This is a genomic window from Enterococcus rivorum (assembly GCF_001742285.1).
In the GTDB taxonomy this organism is placed as follows: Bacteria; Bacillota; Bacilli; order Lactobacillales; family Enterococcaceae; genus Enterococcus_L; species Enterococcus_L rivorum.
In genome coordinates, this window is record NZ_MIEK01000031.1 from 1 (window position 1) to 19,428 (window position 19,428).

The window sequence follows — 19,428 nt, forward strand, 5'->3', positions numbered from 1 at the left end:
ATCGCCCTGTCTCTTTCAAACGATACAGTAGAAGAAAAGACAAAGGTGGCTTTGTACGAGATTTCAAAGTGTATGAATGTGAAGATTGCCGGGAATGCCCTGTTCGTAGCCAATGTACCAGAGCTACGAGTGGAAAGAATCGGCAGATTCTCGTGAACAATTCATGGCGTTATTTTAAAGCAGAATGTAAGAAGAAGCTTTTGGATGAGGTTACAGGAACGATTTATCGGAGACAAAAAATCGAAGTTGAACCTGTGTTCGGGTATCTAAAGGCTCATTTGGCGTTGGCTTAGCGCTTATGGCACTAAATTTAAGAAAATTAGGAAAACATATGGAGCGAAAAGCTCTTTCAAAAGAAAAAACAGAGACGATTTTGATAATAATAGTCAAAATCGTCTCTGTTTTCTATAAATAGTAGTTTATTGTCCCACTCTCCTTTTTTATTTTATAGTATTTTTTTGAGCAGAGGACCTGTGAAATATAAAGCAGCATTTAAAAAACACATTCTAGTTAACATAATATACATTATACAAAGTAGTTCTAAAAGCATTTAAAATTAAGCTAACTGAGATCATGGATTATCAATCGCATGTTGTCTTGGTTCTAGTTTCTAATGTAATCAACTGCTCTTTGGTTGTTCTTTTATTTGATAAATGTGGTAGCTGATTTATCGAAAAATAATCCATATTAGAAGTCTCATTGTTTTTTGCAAACGAACCTTCCATTACTGAACATTCAAAAACAAGTTTGTAGTATTGAAAAAGCTGAGGAGCATCCTTTTGCAAATTTGTATCAAAAATTGCTATTAACTCTGCTGAGGAAACCGATAAACCAGTTTCTTCTAATACTTCTTTGACGATGTTTTCTTTAGGTGTCAGCCCAATTTCTGCAAAACCACCTGGTAAAGACCATTCTTTAGTTTTTAAATCTTCTACTAATAATATTTTGTTATTCTTTTTTATAAAGGCGCGAACATCTATTTTGGGTGTAGGATAGCCTTCTCCAATATCAAACAATTTTCTAATTGGCTCAATTGGTTCTTTCCCCACTTTACTAATTAAATCCAGAGAAACCGCTTTAATTTCATCATACCGTTCTTTATCAAATACGTCCTTCTCATATAGGAGACCCGTTTCAGCTATTGCCAATAGTCTTCTGAAATTTTCTAAGTACGAAAAATCTGATACCATCTCTTTTGCACTCCCATCTATTTTTATATATAAGCAATAAACACACTTAAAACATTCCTTAGTTGATCTATTTCTGGACAAAATCAGCAGACTTCTGAAATGTATGTCAGATTATTTTTTTACTTATACTTATCTTTGTCCTTCTTCGTTTCACTTCTTGATACATTCTCAAGCTAATTCAATATTTTATTTGATTGGACTAACTAAATTTTCTTAGTAGTTTAATTACAAGTCGAACGATTGTATTAGATATTTCTTCTTGTAAATCTTCTCCTGTATAAGCTGCTTGCTCATCAGCATTATCGCATATTCCTCTTATTCCTATAAACCGAATATCATTTAGATAGCAACACTGTGCAATTGCTGCTGATTCCATATCCACTGCGCAAATGTCGAAGTCTTTATAAAGTCTTTCTTTTTGTTCTTTATCGGCAACAAACCCCTCTCCTGTTCCGAATATCCCTTGTTTAATTAAAGGGTCAATCTCCAACAACAATTCTAGTACTTTATTGTCACAGTCGTAATATAGCTTATTTGGAAATGTGTTCTCTGATTGCTTTCTCCGAACATCATAATGACAATACTTAGAACCGATATAAATATCAAAAATCTGACTATTTGGCTCAATTCCCCCTGAAACACCAACGTTGAATACTATATCAAGTTCATATTGACTTATTAGTTGTTGTGTATAAACGGTTGCATTGACTTTCCCTCTGCCAGTACAAACAAGAATTAAAGTATGCTGTTGATAATGACAAGTATAAATAGTATTTTTATTTCTAATTTCATATTTATCTATTGAAAAAGATTCAAGAAAGGGATTTAATTCATTATCCATCGCTGCAACTAAACCAATTATCATGTTTGTTCCCCTTTCTTATCATTATCTATTTCAAATAAAATAAATTAGTTTACATAATTTTTTTATGGTAACCTTATGTTGAAATTATTAGCACTTACTTGCTTGAAAAACTAAAAATCAAGATAATCTTTAAATTAGCTCTTTGCTCTCAATTTTTTTATTCCAAAAGCAACAATAACGAAACCAACGATGAAGTTCATTGCTTGTATTGCGCTGCTACTTAAAAAATGAGAGGTAAGTGTTCCAAAAAAACTAATCAGCGATAAAAAGAATAACGTTGCTAAAATACAACCGAAAGAAAAGATAGTCACTTCTTTTTTGTCCCAGTCATTTTCTGCACATTCAACACCGAAAAAACTACTCCAAAATAGAATTGTTAGCGGATTAGAAATAGTTAATAGAAATCCCCGCATGAAAAAATTCACTTGCTCTTTTTCAATTACTTGGATAGTTTTGAATGAATTATAAATAGTCATACAGCCAAAAATAATCAATATAGCACTTGCTAATTTGGTAAATACATTTTTTAAAGTAGCATTTTCTAGTATCTTCCCTATTCCAAACAAAGATAAAATGATAAATAGACTATCAGCTAAAGTCACTGCTAATGCTATTTGAAGACCTTTTTCCATGCCGTACGTATTGGATATTTGAAATGTGTATAAGCAAACGGGACCAATCGCTAATTGAAGAATCATCCCGTATCTAAAGCCTTTAAAAAGTAGCATGTATCTTTTCCCCCAGTTAAACTTATGTGTTATTTTTAATTATAAACTAGTAGCTAACCTTTGTGAATATTTTTTAATATACGAATAGTCTCATCTAAAAGTAAAAGATGGATAGAACAAAACCAAAAAGAGGATGAGCAAAACTGAAAATCAGTTTTGTTCATCCTCTTAAATCCGAATAAACGGTGATCAAAAGTCTAGGTTTTCAGAAATTTCTCGCCCAAAAACGACGTTTGTCTCAACTTCTTTTGTCAGGTACTCTTATTTCTTTTTTCGAAGCCAGTATACAAAAGCTCCAATTGCAACCAGAATACCTCCGATTAGTAAATAAATTGAATTTACTTGCTCACCTGTGTTAGGAAGCTTCTTGCTATTAGGCTCATCAGTACTCGCTTGACTTGATTGACCATTAGGGAATGAACCCATACTGGAGCTAGAAGTCGTTGAATCAGTTATTTTTTTCGCTTTATTTTCTGAACTAGAATTTGTCTCTGAAGATTCCGGTTGCGTTGAACTTCCGGTTGACTCATCATTTTTTTCATAGATAAAAGTGACGTCTTGCGGATTTTTTTTATAAATACCGTCTAGCTCTCCCTTTATATCTTTCAATGTATAGCCAGAGATTGCTGGATTCTTTTCAACTTGATACGTGTCCCCCACTATTCCAGAAAGAACGGTAGAATCCTTTATTTTCTTTCCTTCTTTCGTTTCAAAATGAACAGAAACCGTTCCAATATCTTCTGAATATTTCTCTTTTTCATAAATAAATGTAATCTCTTGAGTTTCAGTTGTGAAAACACCAGTAGGACTTCCAATGGTTTCCTTTAATGTATAGCCACCAATTTCTTTAGGGGTAACTTCAAAAGAAGAACCGAGAACACCACCGACAAGCGCTTCTGAAGGCATTATCTCTTTACCATCAACATCTTTGAAATTAACAACTACCGAAGCTCCTACTTCTGGCTTATCAGAAACCTCAAAAGAATGTAGGTAAGTTCCTGATGAAATTGCATAAAAAACATATCCGTCTGGTTGAGCATAAGTTCCTGCTGCGTTATTTAAACGCGCATTGTATTTGAAACTGTTTATTTGGTTGAACTCTTCTTCAGTCATATTTAAGACTGTTATTCCTTCTTCTGATATCGATAATCGATCTGAAGAAAGTTGGGTACCGTTTAAATCAAAATAAGTATTACTTTGAGAATTAGAGGTAGAAAAAGGTGGTACATAACCATCAAAGTTAGTCATCCGATTTGGCATCATTGAGAACGGTAAAAATAGGGTTTGTTTTTCAGCATCAAATTGTAGTTTCGATCGATTAATTGTTGTTGAGGCATCTAATCGTCCAGTATTTTGCCCAAAAGCAGCCAAGTTGTTTAAAACTGGAAACTCATTGATAACAGTAAAATCAGTCACGCCGCAAAATTGAATGAATAACGTTTTCAAGTTAGGCAGATTTTTTAATGGTTCTATCGTTGTAATAGCCATGATAGAATCCAAATTAATGTAATCTACTGATTGTGCTGCAGCTAATTTGGGCAAAACATCATTATCGACACTTGAACCTGACAAAGAGATTGTTTTAATATTTGGACTATTGCTTAAATCCGGAAAATTAGCACTTGTTACGTTTTTTGCTTGAAGATATAAATAACCTAGAGCAGGTAACTTTTCCAGGACACTTAAATCAGAAACATTATTGGTTCCCATGTTAATGGAAGTAAGGTTTATTGCATATTCTAATCCAGAAAGACTACTTAATTGAGCTGTTGATGCATCATATAGCGGCAAATAAGTTAATTTCTCCATATCAGCTTTTGTTAAGTCACTTCCAGCTGGTAAGCCTAGAGCGCTAGTAATTGCTTGCTTCAAAATTGGGTCTCCAAACGTCACTACCTCTTGATTAGTTTGGGTAGCTACTTGTTTAGGTTCGGCGGCGATAACTGGCTCTTCTTCTGTAGTAGAAATAGTTGACTCTGACGTAGTTGATGTCTCATTGTCAGTCGATTCACTTGGTATGTCTGATTCAGAGCTATCAACAGTTTCAGTTGTAGAGTCTTCCGTCATGCTTAGTGCTTCTTGAGAAACGCTTTGCTCCGTTTCACTAGTTGTTTCTTCTGCTAAAGCAAGTGAACTTGAGAGTAACGTCGGTGCTAAAAGAGTTATAATAGAGAGTGAATAAACTACTTTTTTACTCTTATCCAAAATATGATTTGTTTTTTTCAAGTATATCCCCCTTAAATATGTACTGATTCTCCATAAAAATAACAACTAGAAACAAATATCATTTCTTCATAATGTTATTTTATCATATTTCGCATATAAAAAACCTGAAAAAAAGATAAAAAAAGGATATTTTAAACAAAATTAAATATTTAAAGAGATATTGATTGGATAATCCACTTAAATAAATGATAAAAAACTATTCTCCCAGATAGATTCATGATGATTGATAATCGTTTCAGCGTTTAATATTCCGCTATCTAAAGTTGTACAAGTCCCTTTTTGCATTGAACAACTGTAACCTAAACCATGTGCCATCCGAATAGTTGTATCAACACAATATTCCGTTTGTGCCCCACAAAATTCTAGTTCACTAATGGATAATTTAGCGAGTGTTTCCTGCAATGTTGTATCATAAAATGAATTTGCATGTGTTTTACTAATAAAATAGTCTGAATCTATAGCATCAATGGTATCAAACAATTGCCAGTTGTAACTTCCTTTAATCAGTACACTGTTTTCATGCTGAATAAAAATGATTGGAAAGTTATTCTTTCGATGAAACTGGATTCTTTTATTAATTTTCTCTATAATTAACGCCTTTTCATATAGTTTTTTACCAGTGGATTCTAAACCATTTTGCATATCAATTATAATTATTGCTCGCTTCATTATTCTCTCCCCTTTATTCAATATTTATATAAAAAAAACATATCTTCAAAAAAATATGTTTTAAGTGTTGAAGGCTACTCCATAAAATCAATTACTTTCTTTATGCTGAAGCCTCTACCAAATACTTCACTAGCATTCATAGAAACAATAAATGCATGCTCATCTATTTCTAAAAGATTCTCCTTTAACTGAGCAAAGTCCTTTTCTTTAATGACAGTCATTAATAACATGCTTTTCCCTCTTTGATAACCACCTTCAATGGGGATCATAGTGACTCCTTTATCTAGTTGCTCCAATATATCTTTTTTCATTTCTTCAAATTTAGGCGAAATAATCAATACATTTTTTGAACGAACCAAACCAACTTGTAAAGCGTCTACTACTCTACCAATTACAAATAAGCAAATAAGAGAGTACAGAATTGTATCTATATTAAAAGCGAAAAGAGCCGATAAAATCACTAATCCATCGACAAATAAGATCGATATACCTAACGGAATTTTAAAATATTTATTTACAATTTGAGAAATGATTGCTGTTCCGCCGGTCGAAGCTTTCCCTCTGAACACTAGACCTAATCCTGCACCAGTTAAAATTCCTCCAAAAATTGCAGCCAATAATAAATTCGTAGTAAAAACTGGAAAGTCCGTTGTAATCCCTACAAAAAATGGATAGATTAAACTACCATAGATTGTTTTAAACCCTACTTCTTTCCCTAGTAATAAAAAGCATAACACTAACAATGGGATGTTAATGACATATAGAACTAACGCTGGGCTGGTTCCAAATAAATGGTGAATTACTATACTAATTCCATTCGCTCCTCCAGCTACTATAGAGTTGGGTAATAAAATAGAGTTAATAGATATTGCCAGTAAAAAAGAGCCAATGGTCACAAATAGGCCATCTTTAAATAGTTTTTGATAATAATTTTTTTGCATTGTTACTTCTCCATTCTAAAAAATATACCTTTGTTATACTAACATGAATTTAGTATTTATGGAATGTAATTTTCTATATTTTTCAGAAACAAGAAGATGGATTTCTTCGACGATAGAAATTTTAAGAATAAGTTTTTCTATTCGCTTAATAACTCAGACAAATTATAGGGTGTATTTTGATAAACTGCATAGTTCAACCAGTTACTAAATAATAATGACGCTGCCATATGCCAACGTAGCTTAGGAATTTTAGAGGTATCATCTTTGGGAAAATAATTACTTGGAGTTTCTGTTTTTATCCCTTTTTTCATATCTCTTTCGAATTCTTGCTGAAGGGTATCTCGATCATATTCAAGATGGCCCATCGCATAAAAAGCCCGGTGATTTTTATTTCCAACGAGAAATAGACCTGCTTCTTCCGATTCAGCCAACACTTCTAATTCATCAATTTTTTGGATATCACTTTTCTTAACTTCGGTATAACGAGAATGTGGTGCCAAAAAACAATCGTCAAACCCTTTCAAAATACTCCAAGTCGGAGACAATACCTCATGAGAATAAATCCCAGATAGTTTTTCTGTCAATAAATATTTTTCAATATTGTGATGATAATATAAGCCTGCTTGCGCTCCCCAACAAATATGGAAAGTTGAAAAGACATGCGTTTTACTCCAACGGAAAATCATTTCTAACTCTGACCAATAGTCTACTTCTTCAAACGGCATTTGTTCAATTGGTGCACCCGTAATAATTAGACCATCATAAAATTTTTCTTTTACCTCTTCAAATTCATGATAAAATCGGTTCAAATGTTCATTTGAGGTGTTTTTAGTCTCATGAGTACTAGCATGTAGAAATTCTACATTGATCTGTAATGGTGTATTACTTAACAATCTTAAGAGTTGAACCTCAGTCTCATTCTTTTTTGGCATTAAATTCAAAATTAATATCTCTAAAGGGCGAATATCTTGGCGCATTGCACGATCTTCGTCCATAACAAAAATTTTCTCTTTTTCTAATACTTTAATTGCTGGTAATTCTTTAGGTACACGAATCGGCATGCAATTTCCTCCCTTTCAAAGTTCTTTCTTATTCATTTTACGATAAAAAGGAGCAGAAAGAAAGATACAACTTGAAATTTTGAATGGCTATTATTTTAATGTTCATTCAGAATCGAAAAAAATTAAAAAAGACTGAATCCGAAGATTCAATCTTTTTGCTTTTCGCATACATATAAATAAATTATGCTTTTTCGTTTATATCCTTTAAAGCAGCTTGCGCTAATAGATTCAAGTAATTCCAAGGACGATCAAAGTGAGGCTGGAAGAAGAAGTCAGATATAGCTAAATCTTCAACAGTCATTTGATTTTGGACTGCAAGAGATAATGTGTTTGCAGATTGCGTAATATCATACTTAGACATTAATTGTCCACCAACAATTCTATTTGTACCTTTTTCATAAACTAATTCCATCATTACATTTTCAGTTGTTGGCATAAATTCTGGACGATAGTTATCCTCAAATAATGTCGCATCTGCTTCAACATTGTTTAATTTTGCACTTTCAACAGTTAAACCTGTTGAACCGATTTTCCACCCGAATAAGTATAAACCAGAAGTTCCTTGTGTTCCACGGTAAGCCAATTTGCTTTCAGTTAAGTTGTAACCTACTAACATCCCTTGACGAACTGCATTTGTTGCTAATGGAATATAGTTATTTGTTTGACTAGGATTATAATGTACGACTGCACTGTCTCCTGCCGCTAAAATATCTGGGTTGCTAGATCTCATATACTTATCAACAATGATTGCTCCGTTTGGTAGCATATCTACTTTGTCTTTAAGCAATACTGTGTTTGGACTAAAACCAACACACATAATAACCATATCTGCATCAAATTCTTTGCTAGGAGTAATTACCTTATTCACATTCCCATTTGCATCTGCTTTAAATTCTTGAACATTTTCACCTAAAGCAATAGTCACACCACGATCAGCTAATTCCTTTTCAAGAACATCGGTAAATGGTTTATCAAGATATTTATTTAGAATACGATCTAATCCGTCGATCAGAGTTACTTCTTTGCCAGACTCAACAAAAGCTTCCACCAATTCAATTCCAATATAGCCACCGCCAACTACAACGACTTTTTTCGCTGTTTTCGCTTTTTCGATGATAACATTGGCTTGATTATAATTTTTACATAGTAAAATGTTATTTGAATTAATTCCTGTAATTGGAGGTACAATTGGCCAAGAACCAGTAGTCATTACTAATTTATCGTAAGAAGTGGTTTCTTCTTTCCCACTTTTTAAATCTTTAGCAGTTATTGTTTTTTGGATGACGTCAATATTTTCAACCTCATGCTCCATTTTAACAGTAGCACCTAAAGAAGCTAATTCTTCTGGACTTGAATAGAACAATTCAGAGGCATTTTTTACTACACCTCCAACATACAACGCAATTCCACATGATAAGAATGAGACATTGTCATTTCTTTCATATACAGTCACCTCTGCATTTGGATGATTTGATAAAATACTTTTTACTGCTGCTGTTCCAGCATGGGTACATCCTACAACTACAACTTTCATTTGTAAATCCCTTCTTTCATATCTTTTTATTGCCAATTTGTCAAATAATATCCATTGGCCTACTAGAAATATATCAAATCACAAGCTCAGATTCGATATTTATGCTTGTGAAATGCAAACTTATTTTTTCACAAAGTTTAACATTTTTGGCAATTAATAAGAATAATAATGAATAATACCCTCTATCAATACTTATATAGAGAGAAAAAAAGCTAAGGAAGTTAAATTCCTTAGCTTGTGAAATCTATTTTCTAGTCGATAATAGAAGCAATCATTTCTATTTCAATTAAAACATCTTTAGGTAAACGGGCAACTTCTACAGCTGAACGAGCTGGCAGATTATCAGTGAAATAGGATGCATAAACGTTATTAAATGCAACAAAATCATCCATATTTTTTAGAAAACAGGTTGTTTTTACAATATGATTAAAGTCACTACCTGCTTCTTTCAAGACAGCTGCAATATTCTTCATCACCTGTTCTGTCTGTTCTGTAATTGTTGTACCAACAACCTCACCTGTTTCTGGGCTTAAAGGAACCTGTCCTGAAGCGAATAACAAGCCATTAATGATATTTCCTTGTACATAAGGCCCGATAGCTTTTGGTGCATACTCTGTGTGGATTTTTTTCATTTTTTCACCCTTTTCATTTTTCTTTCTTTTTTTGACATTCTGGACATAATCCGTAAAGTTCTAATCGATGTTCATTAATCTCGAAACCTGTCAATTTACTAGCAGCCATTTCTACATCTTCTAACCCAGGATAATGAAAATCGACTATTTTGCCACATTCTTGACAAATTGCATGGTAATGCTTAGTTGAACCGAAATCAAAACGGCTAGAAGCATCTCCGTATTTCATTTCCTGAACGAAACCAAGTTCTGTAAAAAGACGTAAATTATTATATACAGTTGCAACACTCATATTCGGAAAACGTTCCTCTAAGGCACGATAAATTTCATCGGCTGTTGGGTGGCTATGATTCTCAATTAGATATTCTAAAATAGCATATCGTTGAGGAGTGATTCGAATATTGGCTTCTTTGAGTTCTTCTAAAGCGTTTTTAACCAATAGTTTATCCATTGTTTCTCCCTCCTACTATCTCTTTCTTAAATAATACTATTTACAATCTAACTTTACAACAATTATTAGACAAAAAGAGGTTAATCTTGAAAATCATAAAGAGCCGTTGAAAGATATCTTTCGCCATTATCAGGAATAATCACCAGAACTTTCTGGTCGGCTTCCAGACCCGCTGCTACTTCAACTGCAGCCTGAACTGCGGCACCAGCAGAAATCCCCGCTAAAATCCCTTCTTCAGTTCCTAATTTTCTAGCCATTTCAAATGCTTTCTCGTTAGAAACGGGAATTATCCTATCATACACATCAACGTCTAAAACTTTTGGTATAAATCCTGCACCAATTCCTTGAATTTTGTGCGGACCTGGTTTTCCACCTTCTAGAACAGGAGAATCTAACGGCTCTACAGCAATAACTTCAATATTGTTATACACGCGTTTCAATTCATGCCCTACACCAGTAATTGTACCACCAGTTCCTACACCAGCAACGAATACATCTAAGCCAGACATTCCAAACGCCGCTTGAATTTCTTTTGCGGTTGTCTTTTCATGAACTTCTGGATTCGCTATGTTATCAAATTGCAATGGCATAAAATAGCCTGATTGTTGTGCAAGTTCTGTTGCTTTTGCAATTGCACCTTTCATTCCTTCAGCACCAGGCGTTAAAACTAGTTTGGCTCCATAAGCTTGCATTAATTTTCTACGCTCAATACTCATGGTATCTGGCATAACAAGCTCAACGTTGTATCCTCTAGCAGCGCCAACCATCGCTAAACCAATCCCTGTATTTCCGCTGGTAGGTTCAACAATCGTATCCCCAAGCTTTAGAACACCATCTTTTTCAGCTTTTTCAATCATTCCTAAAGCAATTCTATCCTTTACGCTGCTCCCTGGATTAAAATATTCCAACTTTACATAAACCTGTGCGGCTCCTTCTGGTACAATGTTGTTTAATTTTACAATCGGTGTATTACCAATCAACTCTGTGATTGAATGAAAAAGTTGTGTCATTTTATTCCCTCCGTTTTTATTGATAGTTAATAAGTAGTCAAAAATGAATGTAACCTTAATTATACTCTATCCTATTTCTTTAAGATATAATAGCTTAAATTACTGGAAAGTGCTACAATTTAATAGCTATATTTAAAATTGATTCTTCTCTTTAAGGATTTTTAATAAAATTATTGTATAGTGAAGATCTGATTGATAGATCACAAAAAGGAGTTTATTAACTATGGAAATTGTAAATATAAGCCCTCGTGGCTATTGTTATGGTGTGGTTGATGCAATGGTTATTGCACGAAATGCTTCATTAGATGAGAATTTACCAAGACCAATATATATATTAGGGATGATTGTTCATAATAAGCATGTTACTGATGCTTTTGAAAGTATTGGTATTCATACACTGGATGGAAAAAATCGTGAAGATATTCTATCTCAAGTCAATGAAGGGACAGTCATTTTCACTGCTCATGGGACTTCTCCTAAAGTAAAACAATTAGCCATTGATAAAGGGCTAACAACGATTGATGCGACCTGTCCTGACGTAACCATTACACATGAACTGATTGCTAACAAAGTAAATGAAGGTTTTGAAATTATATATATAGGTAAAAAAGGACATCCTGAACCAGAAGGGGCAATCGGTGTCGCGCCAGAACATGTCTATCTTGTCTCTTCCCTTGAAGATGTGGCCAATTTATCTATTTCGGCATCAAAACTTTTTGTAACCAACCAAACGACTATGAGTCAGTGGGATGTTGCAGATCTAATGGATGCAATAAAAGAGAAATATCCACAAATAGTGATACACAAAGATATATGCAAAGCGACACAAGTCCGACAAGAAGCAGTAGTTGAACAGGCTAAAGGATGTGATTTAACTATTGTGGTTGGTGATCCTAAAAGCAACAACAGCAATCGTTTAGCACAAGTTTCCCAAGAACAAGCTGGGGTAAAAGCATATAGAATTTCCGATGTATCTGAAATCAAAGCTGAATGGCTAATAAATTGTAAAAAAGTAGCAGTAACTGCAGGAGCTTCTACACCAACTCAAATTGTCAGAGAAGTGCTTGACTACTTAACTAATTTTGATGCTGAAAATCCCCCTACTCATAATGAACAAAGTGAAATCAAGCCAGAATCTATATTACCAAGACCTAGGATTAAAGATCTAACAAATAATCGTCAACGACGATTAGAAGAATTACGTTCTGGAAAAAGATAGTCAATTAAACTCATTGGAAAATGCTTATATATTGAAAAGCATTTTCCAATGAGTTTTTTTATCTTTATTTTAGCAATTTGCTTTAAGAAAAAATTATGAGTCGTATACAAAAAGATGAGATTTTCATCTCATCTTTCGTTTGTTAAACTAAGCTATTATATTTTGCAACTACATTTTCAACTGTGAATCCAAACTCTTTAAGAACCAAATCTCCAGGGGCTGATGCACCAAAATGATTGATTGTTACTGTCGTACCTTCTAAGCCGACATAACGTTCCCAACCGAAAGGAGAAGCAGCTTCAATTGCAACACGGTTTTTAACTGCTTTAGGAAGAACTGATTCCTTATATTCCACAGATTGTTTTTCAAACAAATCAAAACTTGGCATAGAAACAACTGAAACATCTTTTCCTTGTTCCGCTAAAGCTTTTTGTGCTTCAACAGCTAAGTTAACTTCAGAACCTGTAGCAATCAGTATTCCTTCTGGAGTAGCTCCTTTTTGAGGAGAAATAACATAAGCCCCTTTTTGAACAAATTCATTCGCTTTTTCTTTTGTATTTTCAATAACTGGTAAGTTTTGGCGACTAAGAACTAAAATTGTTGGTGCATCTTTAGTTTCCATAGCAATTTTCCAAGCAGCAACTGTTTCATTACCATCAGCTGGACGAATAACTTGGACCCCAGGCATACAACGAACACTAGCTAGTTGCTCAATTGGCTCATGTGTTGGTCCATCTTCTCCTACAGCTACTGAATCATGTGTTAGCACATAAGTTACCGGAGTATGTTGAATCGCTGCTAAGCGGATAGCTGGACGTAAATAATCAGTAAAGACAAAGAACGTTCCTCCATATACACGAGTTCCACCATGTAATTGAATGCCATTCATTGCAGCCGCCATTGCAAATTCCCGCACACCAAACCAAATATTGCGTCCTTCATATTGCCCAGGCTCAAAATCTTTTTCAGCAGCAACCATGGTATTGTTTGATCCAGATAAATCTGCAGAACCACCCCAGAAACTTGGTACTGCTTTAGAAATAGCTTGAATTGCCTCTTTACTGGTCACACGACTAGCTGCACTTGATCCTACCTCATAAGTTGGTAATTCTTTATCCCAACCTTCAGGTAATTCATCTGCAAATGCTAGTTTAAATTGTTTTGCTAATTCAGGATGTTCCTTTTCGTAATTTTTAAACATTTCATTCCAAGTGTTTTCAGCTTTTTCGCCTTCGTCAACCATTTTTTCTTGGAAGCGAGCAGCTACTTCTTCTGGAACTGTAAAGTCAGGGTATTCCCAACCGTAAACTGCTTTTGCCACTTCGATACCATCCGCTCCAATTGGTGCCCCATGAACAGCAGACGTTCCTTCTTTAGGTGCACCGTAGCCAATAACTGTTTTTATTTCAATCAATGTCGGTTTTTCAGTTTCAGCTTTTGCATCATCTATCGCTTTAGAAATAGCATCTAAATCATTGCCGTCCTTCACTAAAATATGTTGCCAGCCATAAGCTTCATAGCGAGCGCCAACATTTTCAGTGAATGCTTTTGATGTCGGGCCATCCAAAGAAATATCATTTGAATCGTAAAGTACAATAAGTTTCCCTAATTTCATATGACCAGCCATAGAACTAGCTTCTTGAGAAACGCCTTCCATCAAGTCGCCATCTCCGCAAAGTGCATAGGTATAATGATTCATCACAGGAAAACTATCACGATTATAAGTTGCAGCTAAGTGAGTTTCAGCCATAGCCATTCCAACAGCCATTGCAATTCCTTGGCCTAAAGGACCTGTTGTCGCTTCTACTCCATCCGTATGATAGACTTCTGGATGTCCTGGTGTTTTACTTTCCCATTGACGGAAATTTTTCAAATCATCAATAGTTAAATTGTAACCTGACAAATGTAACAAGCTATAAAGCATTGCAGAGCCATGACCTGCTGAAAGAATAAAACGATCTCTATCTGCCCAATTTGTCGAAGTTTTAGGGTTTACTTTCAAGTGCTTCGTCCATAAAGCATAGGCCATTGGAGCAGCTCCCATTGGTAATCCAGGATGACCTGAATTTGCTTTTTGAATAGCTTCAATACTTAACGTCCTAATTGTGTTTACGCCTAGCTGATCTGTCTTGTCGAACAAAAAATCATCTCCTATTTAGGTTTTTTTTACCTTTATTGTTTTATTGTAGCTTATTTTTCTAATGAAAGCAATTACTTTTAGTAAAAAAAACTAAAATTAGTCTCGGTTATGTAGACCCTTTTCTTTTTGGATTTTCTTTAGTTTTTCTGGGGTTACGTCATTGCCTTTAGGATCAACTACTTTCATCCCCTCAATATGGTGCCTCATTCCCCCACGAAAAACGCTTAAGTATTCTTGTCGGAGTATTTGTTGTTCTTCTTTTTCTTGTTCAGAAAGAGCTGTTTCTTTTGCTTTTCTAGCAAGTTCATTTATACGATTCATTTTTTCTTTTGATAACATGCTGTTTCCTCCTTGCATTCACTCTCTATATTATAAGAACTGGCTTAAAAATACAACTAAATAATTGGAAGAATGAAGCCTACTTTTTTGGTTAAATTTAAAATATAGACTCTATTTTAAAGATTTTTAGATAATTCGAAGTATGTAAATAAACACGAACGCTTGTTTGAATTATACTGCTATCTATGGTACACTAAAAATATAAATTGAAAGAAGGTGTCTTTGGTGGCTAAACGTACAGAAACAAGACAAATTGAAGTTTTAAAATATATATATGACCAAGTAGAATTGAAAGGTTACCCTCCAACAGTTCGAGAAATCGGAAAAGCTGTAGATTTATCTTCCACATCTACTGTACACGGTCACTTAGCCCGTTTAGAAAAAAAAGGACTGATTTTACGAGATCCAACAAAGCCAAGAGCAATTGAATTAACTGCTGAAGGTCTGGACAAAATTGGTATTCAACCCTCTACAATTCCTATGCTTGGAGTTGTTACTGCTGGTGAGCCTATTTTGGCAGTGGAAGATGCTTCTGACTTTTTCCCAATCCCGCCTGACTTAAAAACAGAAGATAGTTCCTTATTCATGCTTACAATTCGTGGAGAAAGTATGATTAATGCAGGAATTCTTGATGGAGATCAAGTAATTGTAAAAAAACAAGCTGCCGCATCTAATGGAGATATCGTGATTGCTATGACTGACGAAGACGAAGCCACTTGTAAACGATTCTTCAAAGAATCGGATCATATCCGCCTACAACCTGAAAATGATGCTTTAGAGCCAATTATTTTAAACAATGTTTCTATTTTAGGAAAAGTTGTTGGTCTATATCGAAATCGTATCTGATTTTGCACAAAAAAGGGGCATTCTGAACAAAAACTCAGAATGCCCCTTTTTTGTTACTGTCTATGTTACTCAAACGCAATTACTCACTAGCTACTTTTCGTTGATAGGTTTCAAATTGATAAGGATAAGCATTCTCATCATTTTGTTCCCCTTCACTCAGATTGATCATTGTCCAATTTTCCCAATCTACTTCTGGAAAAACAGTATCGCCTTCGAAGCTATATTTTATGACAGTTCGGTATAAAACATCACAATAGGGTAAAAAATCTGAATAGATTTTAGCTCCTCCAGAAATGAACGTAATCCCGGTAAAGTGCTCTGCATAGTCAAGAACATCCTCAATCGAATGCATCACAAGAACTCCTTCAGCAAAGAAATCCTTATCCCTTGTCATAACAATGGTTTTCCTATTAGGTAACGGACGACTCCCCATTCCTTCAAACGTTTTTCGACCCATCACAATAGTATTATCTTCAGTCATTTGTTTAAAGAACTTTAGGTCATTTGGCAAATGCCATGGCAGTTTGTTTTCTTTTCCAATCAGACCTTGCTCATCTTGTGCCCATATTGCTGCTAACATAGTTATTTCTTCCTTTCAATTACACTGCAATTGGTGCTTTAATTGCAGGATGAGGGTTATATTCTTCAATCGTAATATCTTCCATATCAAAATCAAAAACAGATTTTTTTTCTGCATTTAATTTTAAAGTCGGAAATGTGCGAGCTTCTCTAGATAATTGCTCTTTCATTTGTTCAAAATGATTAGTATACAAATGCGCATCTCCTAATGTATGAACAAAATCGCCAACTTCTAATCCAGTTTCATGAGCAATTAAATGAGTGAGCAAAGCATAACTAGCAATGTTAAAAGGAACACCTAAAAAGACATCTGCACTTCGTTGATATAATTGACAACTTAATTTACCTTCATTGACATAAAATTGAAACATCGTGTGACAAGGAGGTAAAGCCATTGATGGCACATCTTCTGGATTCCAAGCAGAAACTAGTAATCTTCGAGAATCAGGTGTCGTTTTAATCATTTCAATTACATTTTGAATTTGGTCGATAAAGCCACCATTTTTTGTTTCCCAATGACGCCATTGAGCACCATAAATATTGCCTAACTCACCATGTTTATTAGCAAATGCTTCATCCGTTACTATTCTATCACAAAATTCTTTCTGTTCTTTTTCATAGGCAACTTTAAATTCTTCATCTTCTAAAACACGATGACCAAAATCCGTCATGTCAGGTCCTTTATAATCATCACTTTTAACATAACGCTCAAAAGCCCATTCATCCCAAATGTGGTTATTGTGTTGCAGTAGGTAACGAATATTGGTATCTCCATTTAAGAACCACAATAATTCACTTTTAATTAACCCAAATGGAACACGTTTTGTTGTTAATAGAGGAAATCCTTCTGCCAAATTGAACCGCATTTGGTAACCAAAAATACTACGTGTACCAGTTCCTGTTCGATCAGTTTTCAAATGTCCTTCTTCCAAGATTTTACGTCCCAAATCTAGGTATGCTTGTTCCATTATTTCGCCTCCTAATTATCTATAAAATCACTAAGATATTCCCAACGATTCATTTTTTCTTCTAAATCAGCTTCTGTTTTTGTTAAACTTGCTTGTAGCTCTTGCAATTTTGTGAAATCGTCCCCTTGATGGTTCATTTCTTCAGCAAGCTGGGCTGCGGTTTCTTCCAAAAGAGCAATTTCGTCTTCAATAGTTGCCCATTCTTTCTGTTCCATATACGATAATTTAGTTTTCTCTTTTTTTATGTCCCGCTTTGGTTCTTTCGCAGTAGCTTTTACATTTTTGGTTTCAACTTGTTTTTTCTCGTTCAAATACTCACTCATTGAACCATAGTAATTGAGAATCTTCCCTTCTCCTTTAAACACTAAAAGCTTATCCATTGTCTTATCTAAAAAATATCGATCATGAGAAACAGCAATTACTGCCCCTTTAAATGTCCGGATATAATCTTCTAGAATGGTTAAAGTATCGATATCTAAATCGTTTGTAGGTTCATCTAAAAGCAACACATTAGGTTGACCAATTAAAAGTTTCAGTAAGTACAAACAGCGCTTTTCGCCACCTGAAAGTTTGCCAATAATTGTTCCATGCATAAAACGCGGAAACAGAAAGCGTTCTAAAAGTTCAGCTACACCAATAGTTGTTCCATCCATGCGTTTTACCACTTCTGCTGCATCTTGAAGATAAGCAATCATTCGCTGACTTTCGTCCATCTGCTCGTTTTGTTGTGTGTAATACGCTAGACGAACCGTTTCCCCTATAGAATAGAGTCCGCTATCTAGTTGTTTTCGACCAGCTAGTATGTTTAGTAATGTAGATTTTCCAGCCCCATTTTTCCCTGTTATACCAATGCGATCTCTTGCTTGAACAAGGATATCAAAATCTTTTAGTATCATTTTATTTTCAATACTATAACAGCCATTTGTAATTTCTAAAACTTTTTTACCTAATCGCTGTGTTGCTATATCGATTTCCAGTTTATCTTTATGATTTACTTGGTAAAGATTTTCTTTCAAGTCACTGAATCGATCAATTCGCGCTTGTTGTTTTGTTCCTCGTGCTTGAACCCCAGCTCGCATCCATTCTAATTCTTGTTTAAAAAGGCGTTTCCTTTTGACTTCTTGGTCAACTTCAACACGTTCTCGTTCAGATTTCCCTAAAAGATATGACTCGTAATTACCTTTGTACTCATGAAGTTTACCAAACGAAAGCTCAAAAATCCGATTTGCTACACGATCTAAAAAGTAACGGTCATGGGTTACCATTAAAATAGCCCCACGATAATTAGTCAAAAATGTTTCTAGCCAACTTATCGCTTCGTAATCTAAATGGTTCGTGGGTTCATCCAATAGTAACAAGTCCGGAGATTCAATTAAAATTTGAGCTAGGCTAACACGCTTTTTTTGCCCTCCAGATAACTCACCCATTTTTTTATCTAATGTATGAATTCCTAATTTTTGTAAAATAATTTTCGCATTTGTATCGGCGCTCCAAGCATCTTCTTTATTCATTAATTCTTCAGCTTGTATGTATTTTTTTTGCGCTTGTTCACTCGAACCATCTTCAGCCAATCCAAGCAGAGCTAATTCATAATTTTTAACTGCACGAATAATTGGTGTTTCTCCTTGAAAAACAGCTTCAACAACGGTTAAATCTGGATCAAAGATTTGGTCTTGGGACAAGTAGCCTATTTGATAATCATTTCGTTGCTGAACAGCCTGAGTATCCCCATCCCCTTTATCTTTTCCTGCTAGTATGTTTAACAGACTCGTTTTGCCAGTACCGTTAGTCCCAATTAACCCAATCCGATCTTTTTCATGAATGAGAAAAGAAATATGGTCAAAAAGTTGTTTTTCGCCATAGGTTTTAGTCAGCTCTGTTACTGTCAATTCTTTCACTTACTCACTCCCTTTTCAATTCATCTCGCTTATTGTAACAAAAAAAGTTAAAAAAAAGAAGCTTGTTTTAGACATAGTAGATTTTTATACTATTTAAACAAGCTTCTTTCGGTTAAAAAAATTGTTTATAAA

Annotated in this window: 18 protein-coding genes and 1 pseudogene; 3 read left to right on the forward strand and 16 right to left on the reverse strand. The window is 34.5% G+C overall.

Annotation, left to right across the window (positions count from 1 at the left end; translation table 11 throughout):
* Positions 1-462, forward strand: a pseudogene (locus BCR26_RS10805) (transposase); the annotation flags it as partial.
* A gap of 119 nt (positions 463-581) precedes the next feature.
* Here the strand turns inward: BCR26_RS10805 and BCR26_RS10810 are convergent.
* The 11 genes from BCR26_RS10810 to cysK all read right to left on the reverse strand — a co-directional run bounded on the left by BCR26_RS10810 (position 582) and on the right by cysK (position 11,307).
* Positions 582-1,190, reverse strand: a complete 609-nt coding sequence (locus tag BCR26_RS10810) for an NUDIX hydrolase N-terminal domain-containing protein (RefSeq protein WP_069699004.1) — start codon at positions 1,188-1,190, stop codon at positions 582-584.
* A gap of 199 nt (positions 1,191-1,389) precedes the next feature.
* Positions 1,390-2,055, reverse strand: coding sequence for a 5'-methylthioadenosine/S-adenosylhomocysteine nucleosidase (gene mtnN / locus BCR26_RS10815; RefSeq protein ID WP_069699005.1), 666 nt, complete (start codon positions 2,053-2,055; stop codon positions 1,390-1,392).
* 134 nt (positions 2,056-2,189) lie between these two features.
* A complete protein-coding gene (locus BCR26_RS10820; protein ID WP_069699006.1) occupies positions 2,190-2,783 on the reverse strand; it encodes a LysE family translocator in 594 nt (197 codons plus the stop codon).
* Between the two features lie 261 nt (positions 2,784-3,044).
* Positions 3,045-5,009: a MucBP domain-containing protein gene (locus tag BCR26_RS10825; RefSeq protein WP_069699007.1), complete on the reverse strand. Its 1,965-nt coding sequence runs from the start codon at positions 5,007-5,009 to the stop codon at positions 3,045-3,047.
* 177 nt (positions 5,010-5,186) lie between these two features.
* Entirely contained in the window at positions 5,187-5,681 is a 495-nt protein-coding gene (locus tag BCR26_RS10830) for a cysteine hydrolase family protein (RefSeq protein WP_139124935.1), read from the reverse strand.
* Positions 5,682-5,752: 71 nt separating this feature from the next.
* Positions 5,753-6,619, reverse strand: coding sequence for a YitT family protein (locus BCR26_RS10835; protein WP_069699009.1), 867 nt, complete (start codon positions 6,617-6,619; stop codon positions 5,753-5,755).
* A 137-nt stretch (positions 6,620-6,756) separates the two neighbouring features.
* Entirely contained in the window at positions 6,757-7,680 is a 924-nt protein-coding gene (gene metA / locus BCR26_RS10840) for a homoserine O-acetyltransferase MetA (RefSeq protein ID WP_069699010.1), read from the reverse strand.
* Positions 7,681-7,861: 181 nt separating this feature from the next.
* Positions 7,862-9,214 (reverse strand): NADH oxidase, encoded by a 1,353-nt coding sequence (locus BCR26_RS10845; RefSeq protein ID WP_069699011.1) that lies wholly within the window; start codon positions 9,212-9,214, stop codon positions 7,862-7,864.
* A 251-nt stretch (positions 9,215-9,465) separates the two neighbouring features.
* Positions 9,466-9,846, reverse strand: coding sequence for a RidA family protein (locus tag BCR26_RS10850; RefSeq protein ID WP_069699012.1), 381 nt, complete (start codon positions 9,844-9,846; stop codon positions 9,466-9,468).
* A 13-nt stretch (positions 9,847-9,859) separates the two neighbouring features.
* Positions 9,860-10,297, reverse strand: a complete 438-nt coding sequence (perR, locus tag BCR26_RS10855; RefSeq protein ID WP_069699013.1) for a peroxide-responsive transcriptional repressor PerR — start codon at positions 10,295-10,297, stop codon at positions 9,860-9,862.
* An 80-nt stretch (positions 10,298-10,377) separates the two neighbouring features.
* The gene (gene cysK, locus BCR26_RS10860) at positions 10,378-11,307 is read right to left on the reverse strand and encodes a cysteine synthase A (RefSeq protein ID WP_069699014.1); all 930 of its coding nucleotides are present in this window, start codon (positions 11,305-11,307) and stop codon (positions 10,378-10,380) included.
* Between the two features lie 223 nt (positions 11,308-11,530).
* On the opposite strand from cysK, the gene BCR26_RS10865 reads away from it, so the two are divergent.
* Positions 11,531-12,526, forward strand: a complete 996-nt coding sequence (locus tag BCR26_RS10865; RefSeq protein ID WP_069699015.1) for a 4-hydroxy-3-methylbut-2-enyl diphosphate reductase — start codon at positions 11,531-11,533, stop codon at positions 12,524-12,526.
* A 142-nt stretch (positions 12,527-12,668) separates the two neighbouring features.
* Here BCR26_RS10865 and tkt read toward each other — a convergent pair whose 3' ends face one another.
* Complete coding sequence (gene tkt / locus BCR26_RS10870; RefSeq protein WP_069699016.1) at positions 12,669-14,666, reverse strand: transketolase; 1,998 nt, start codon at positions 14,664-14,666, stop codon at positions 12,669-12,671.
* 96 nt (positions 14,667-14,762) lie between these two features.
* Positions 14,763-15,005, reverse strand: coding sequence for a DUF896 family protein (locus BCR26_RS10875; RefSeq protein WP_069699017.1), 243 nt, complete (start codon positions 15,003-15,005; stop codon positions 14,763-14,765).
* A gap of 225 nt (positions 15,006-15,230) precedes the next feature.
* Here BCR26_RS10875 and lexA point away from each other — a divergent pair, with 225 nt between their 5' ends.
* A complete protein-coding gene (gene lexA / locus BCR26_RS10880) occupies positions 15,231-15,851 on the forward strand; it encodes a transcriptional repressor LexA (RefSeq protein ID WP_069699018.1) in 621 nt (206 codons plus the stop codon).
* Between the two features lie 79 nt (positions 15,852-15,930).
* Here lexA and BCR26_RS10885 read toward each other — a convergent pair whose 3' ends face one another.
* From BCR26_RS10885 to BCR26_RS10895, 3 genes are read right to left on the reverse strand one after another with little or no spacing between them, the layout of a single operon-like run.
* Positions 15,931-16,431, reverse strand: a complete 501-nt coding sequence (locus BCR26_RS10885; RefSeq protein ID WP_069699019.1) for a dihydrofolate reductase — start codon at positions 16,429-16,431, stop codon at positions 15,931-15,933.
* 19 nt (positions 16,432-16,450) lie between these two features.
* Entirely contained in the window at positions 16,451-17,398 is a 948-nt protein-coding gene (locus BCR26_RS10890; RefSeq protein WP_069699020.1) for a thymidylate synthase, read from the reverse strand.
* 11 nt (positions 17,399-17,409) lie between these two features.
* Positions 17,410-19,296 carry an ABC-F family ATP-binding cassette domain-containing protein gene (locus tag BCR26_RS10895; protein ID WP_069699021.1) on the reverse strand — a complete coding sequence of 629 codons (1,887 nt, stop codon included), beginning with the start codon at positions 19,294-19,296 and terminating at the stop codon, positions 17,410-17,412.
* Positions 19,297-19,428: the final 132 nt, after the last annotated feature.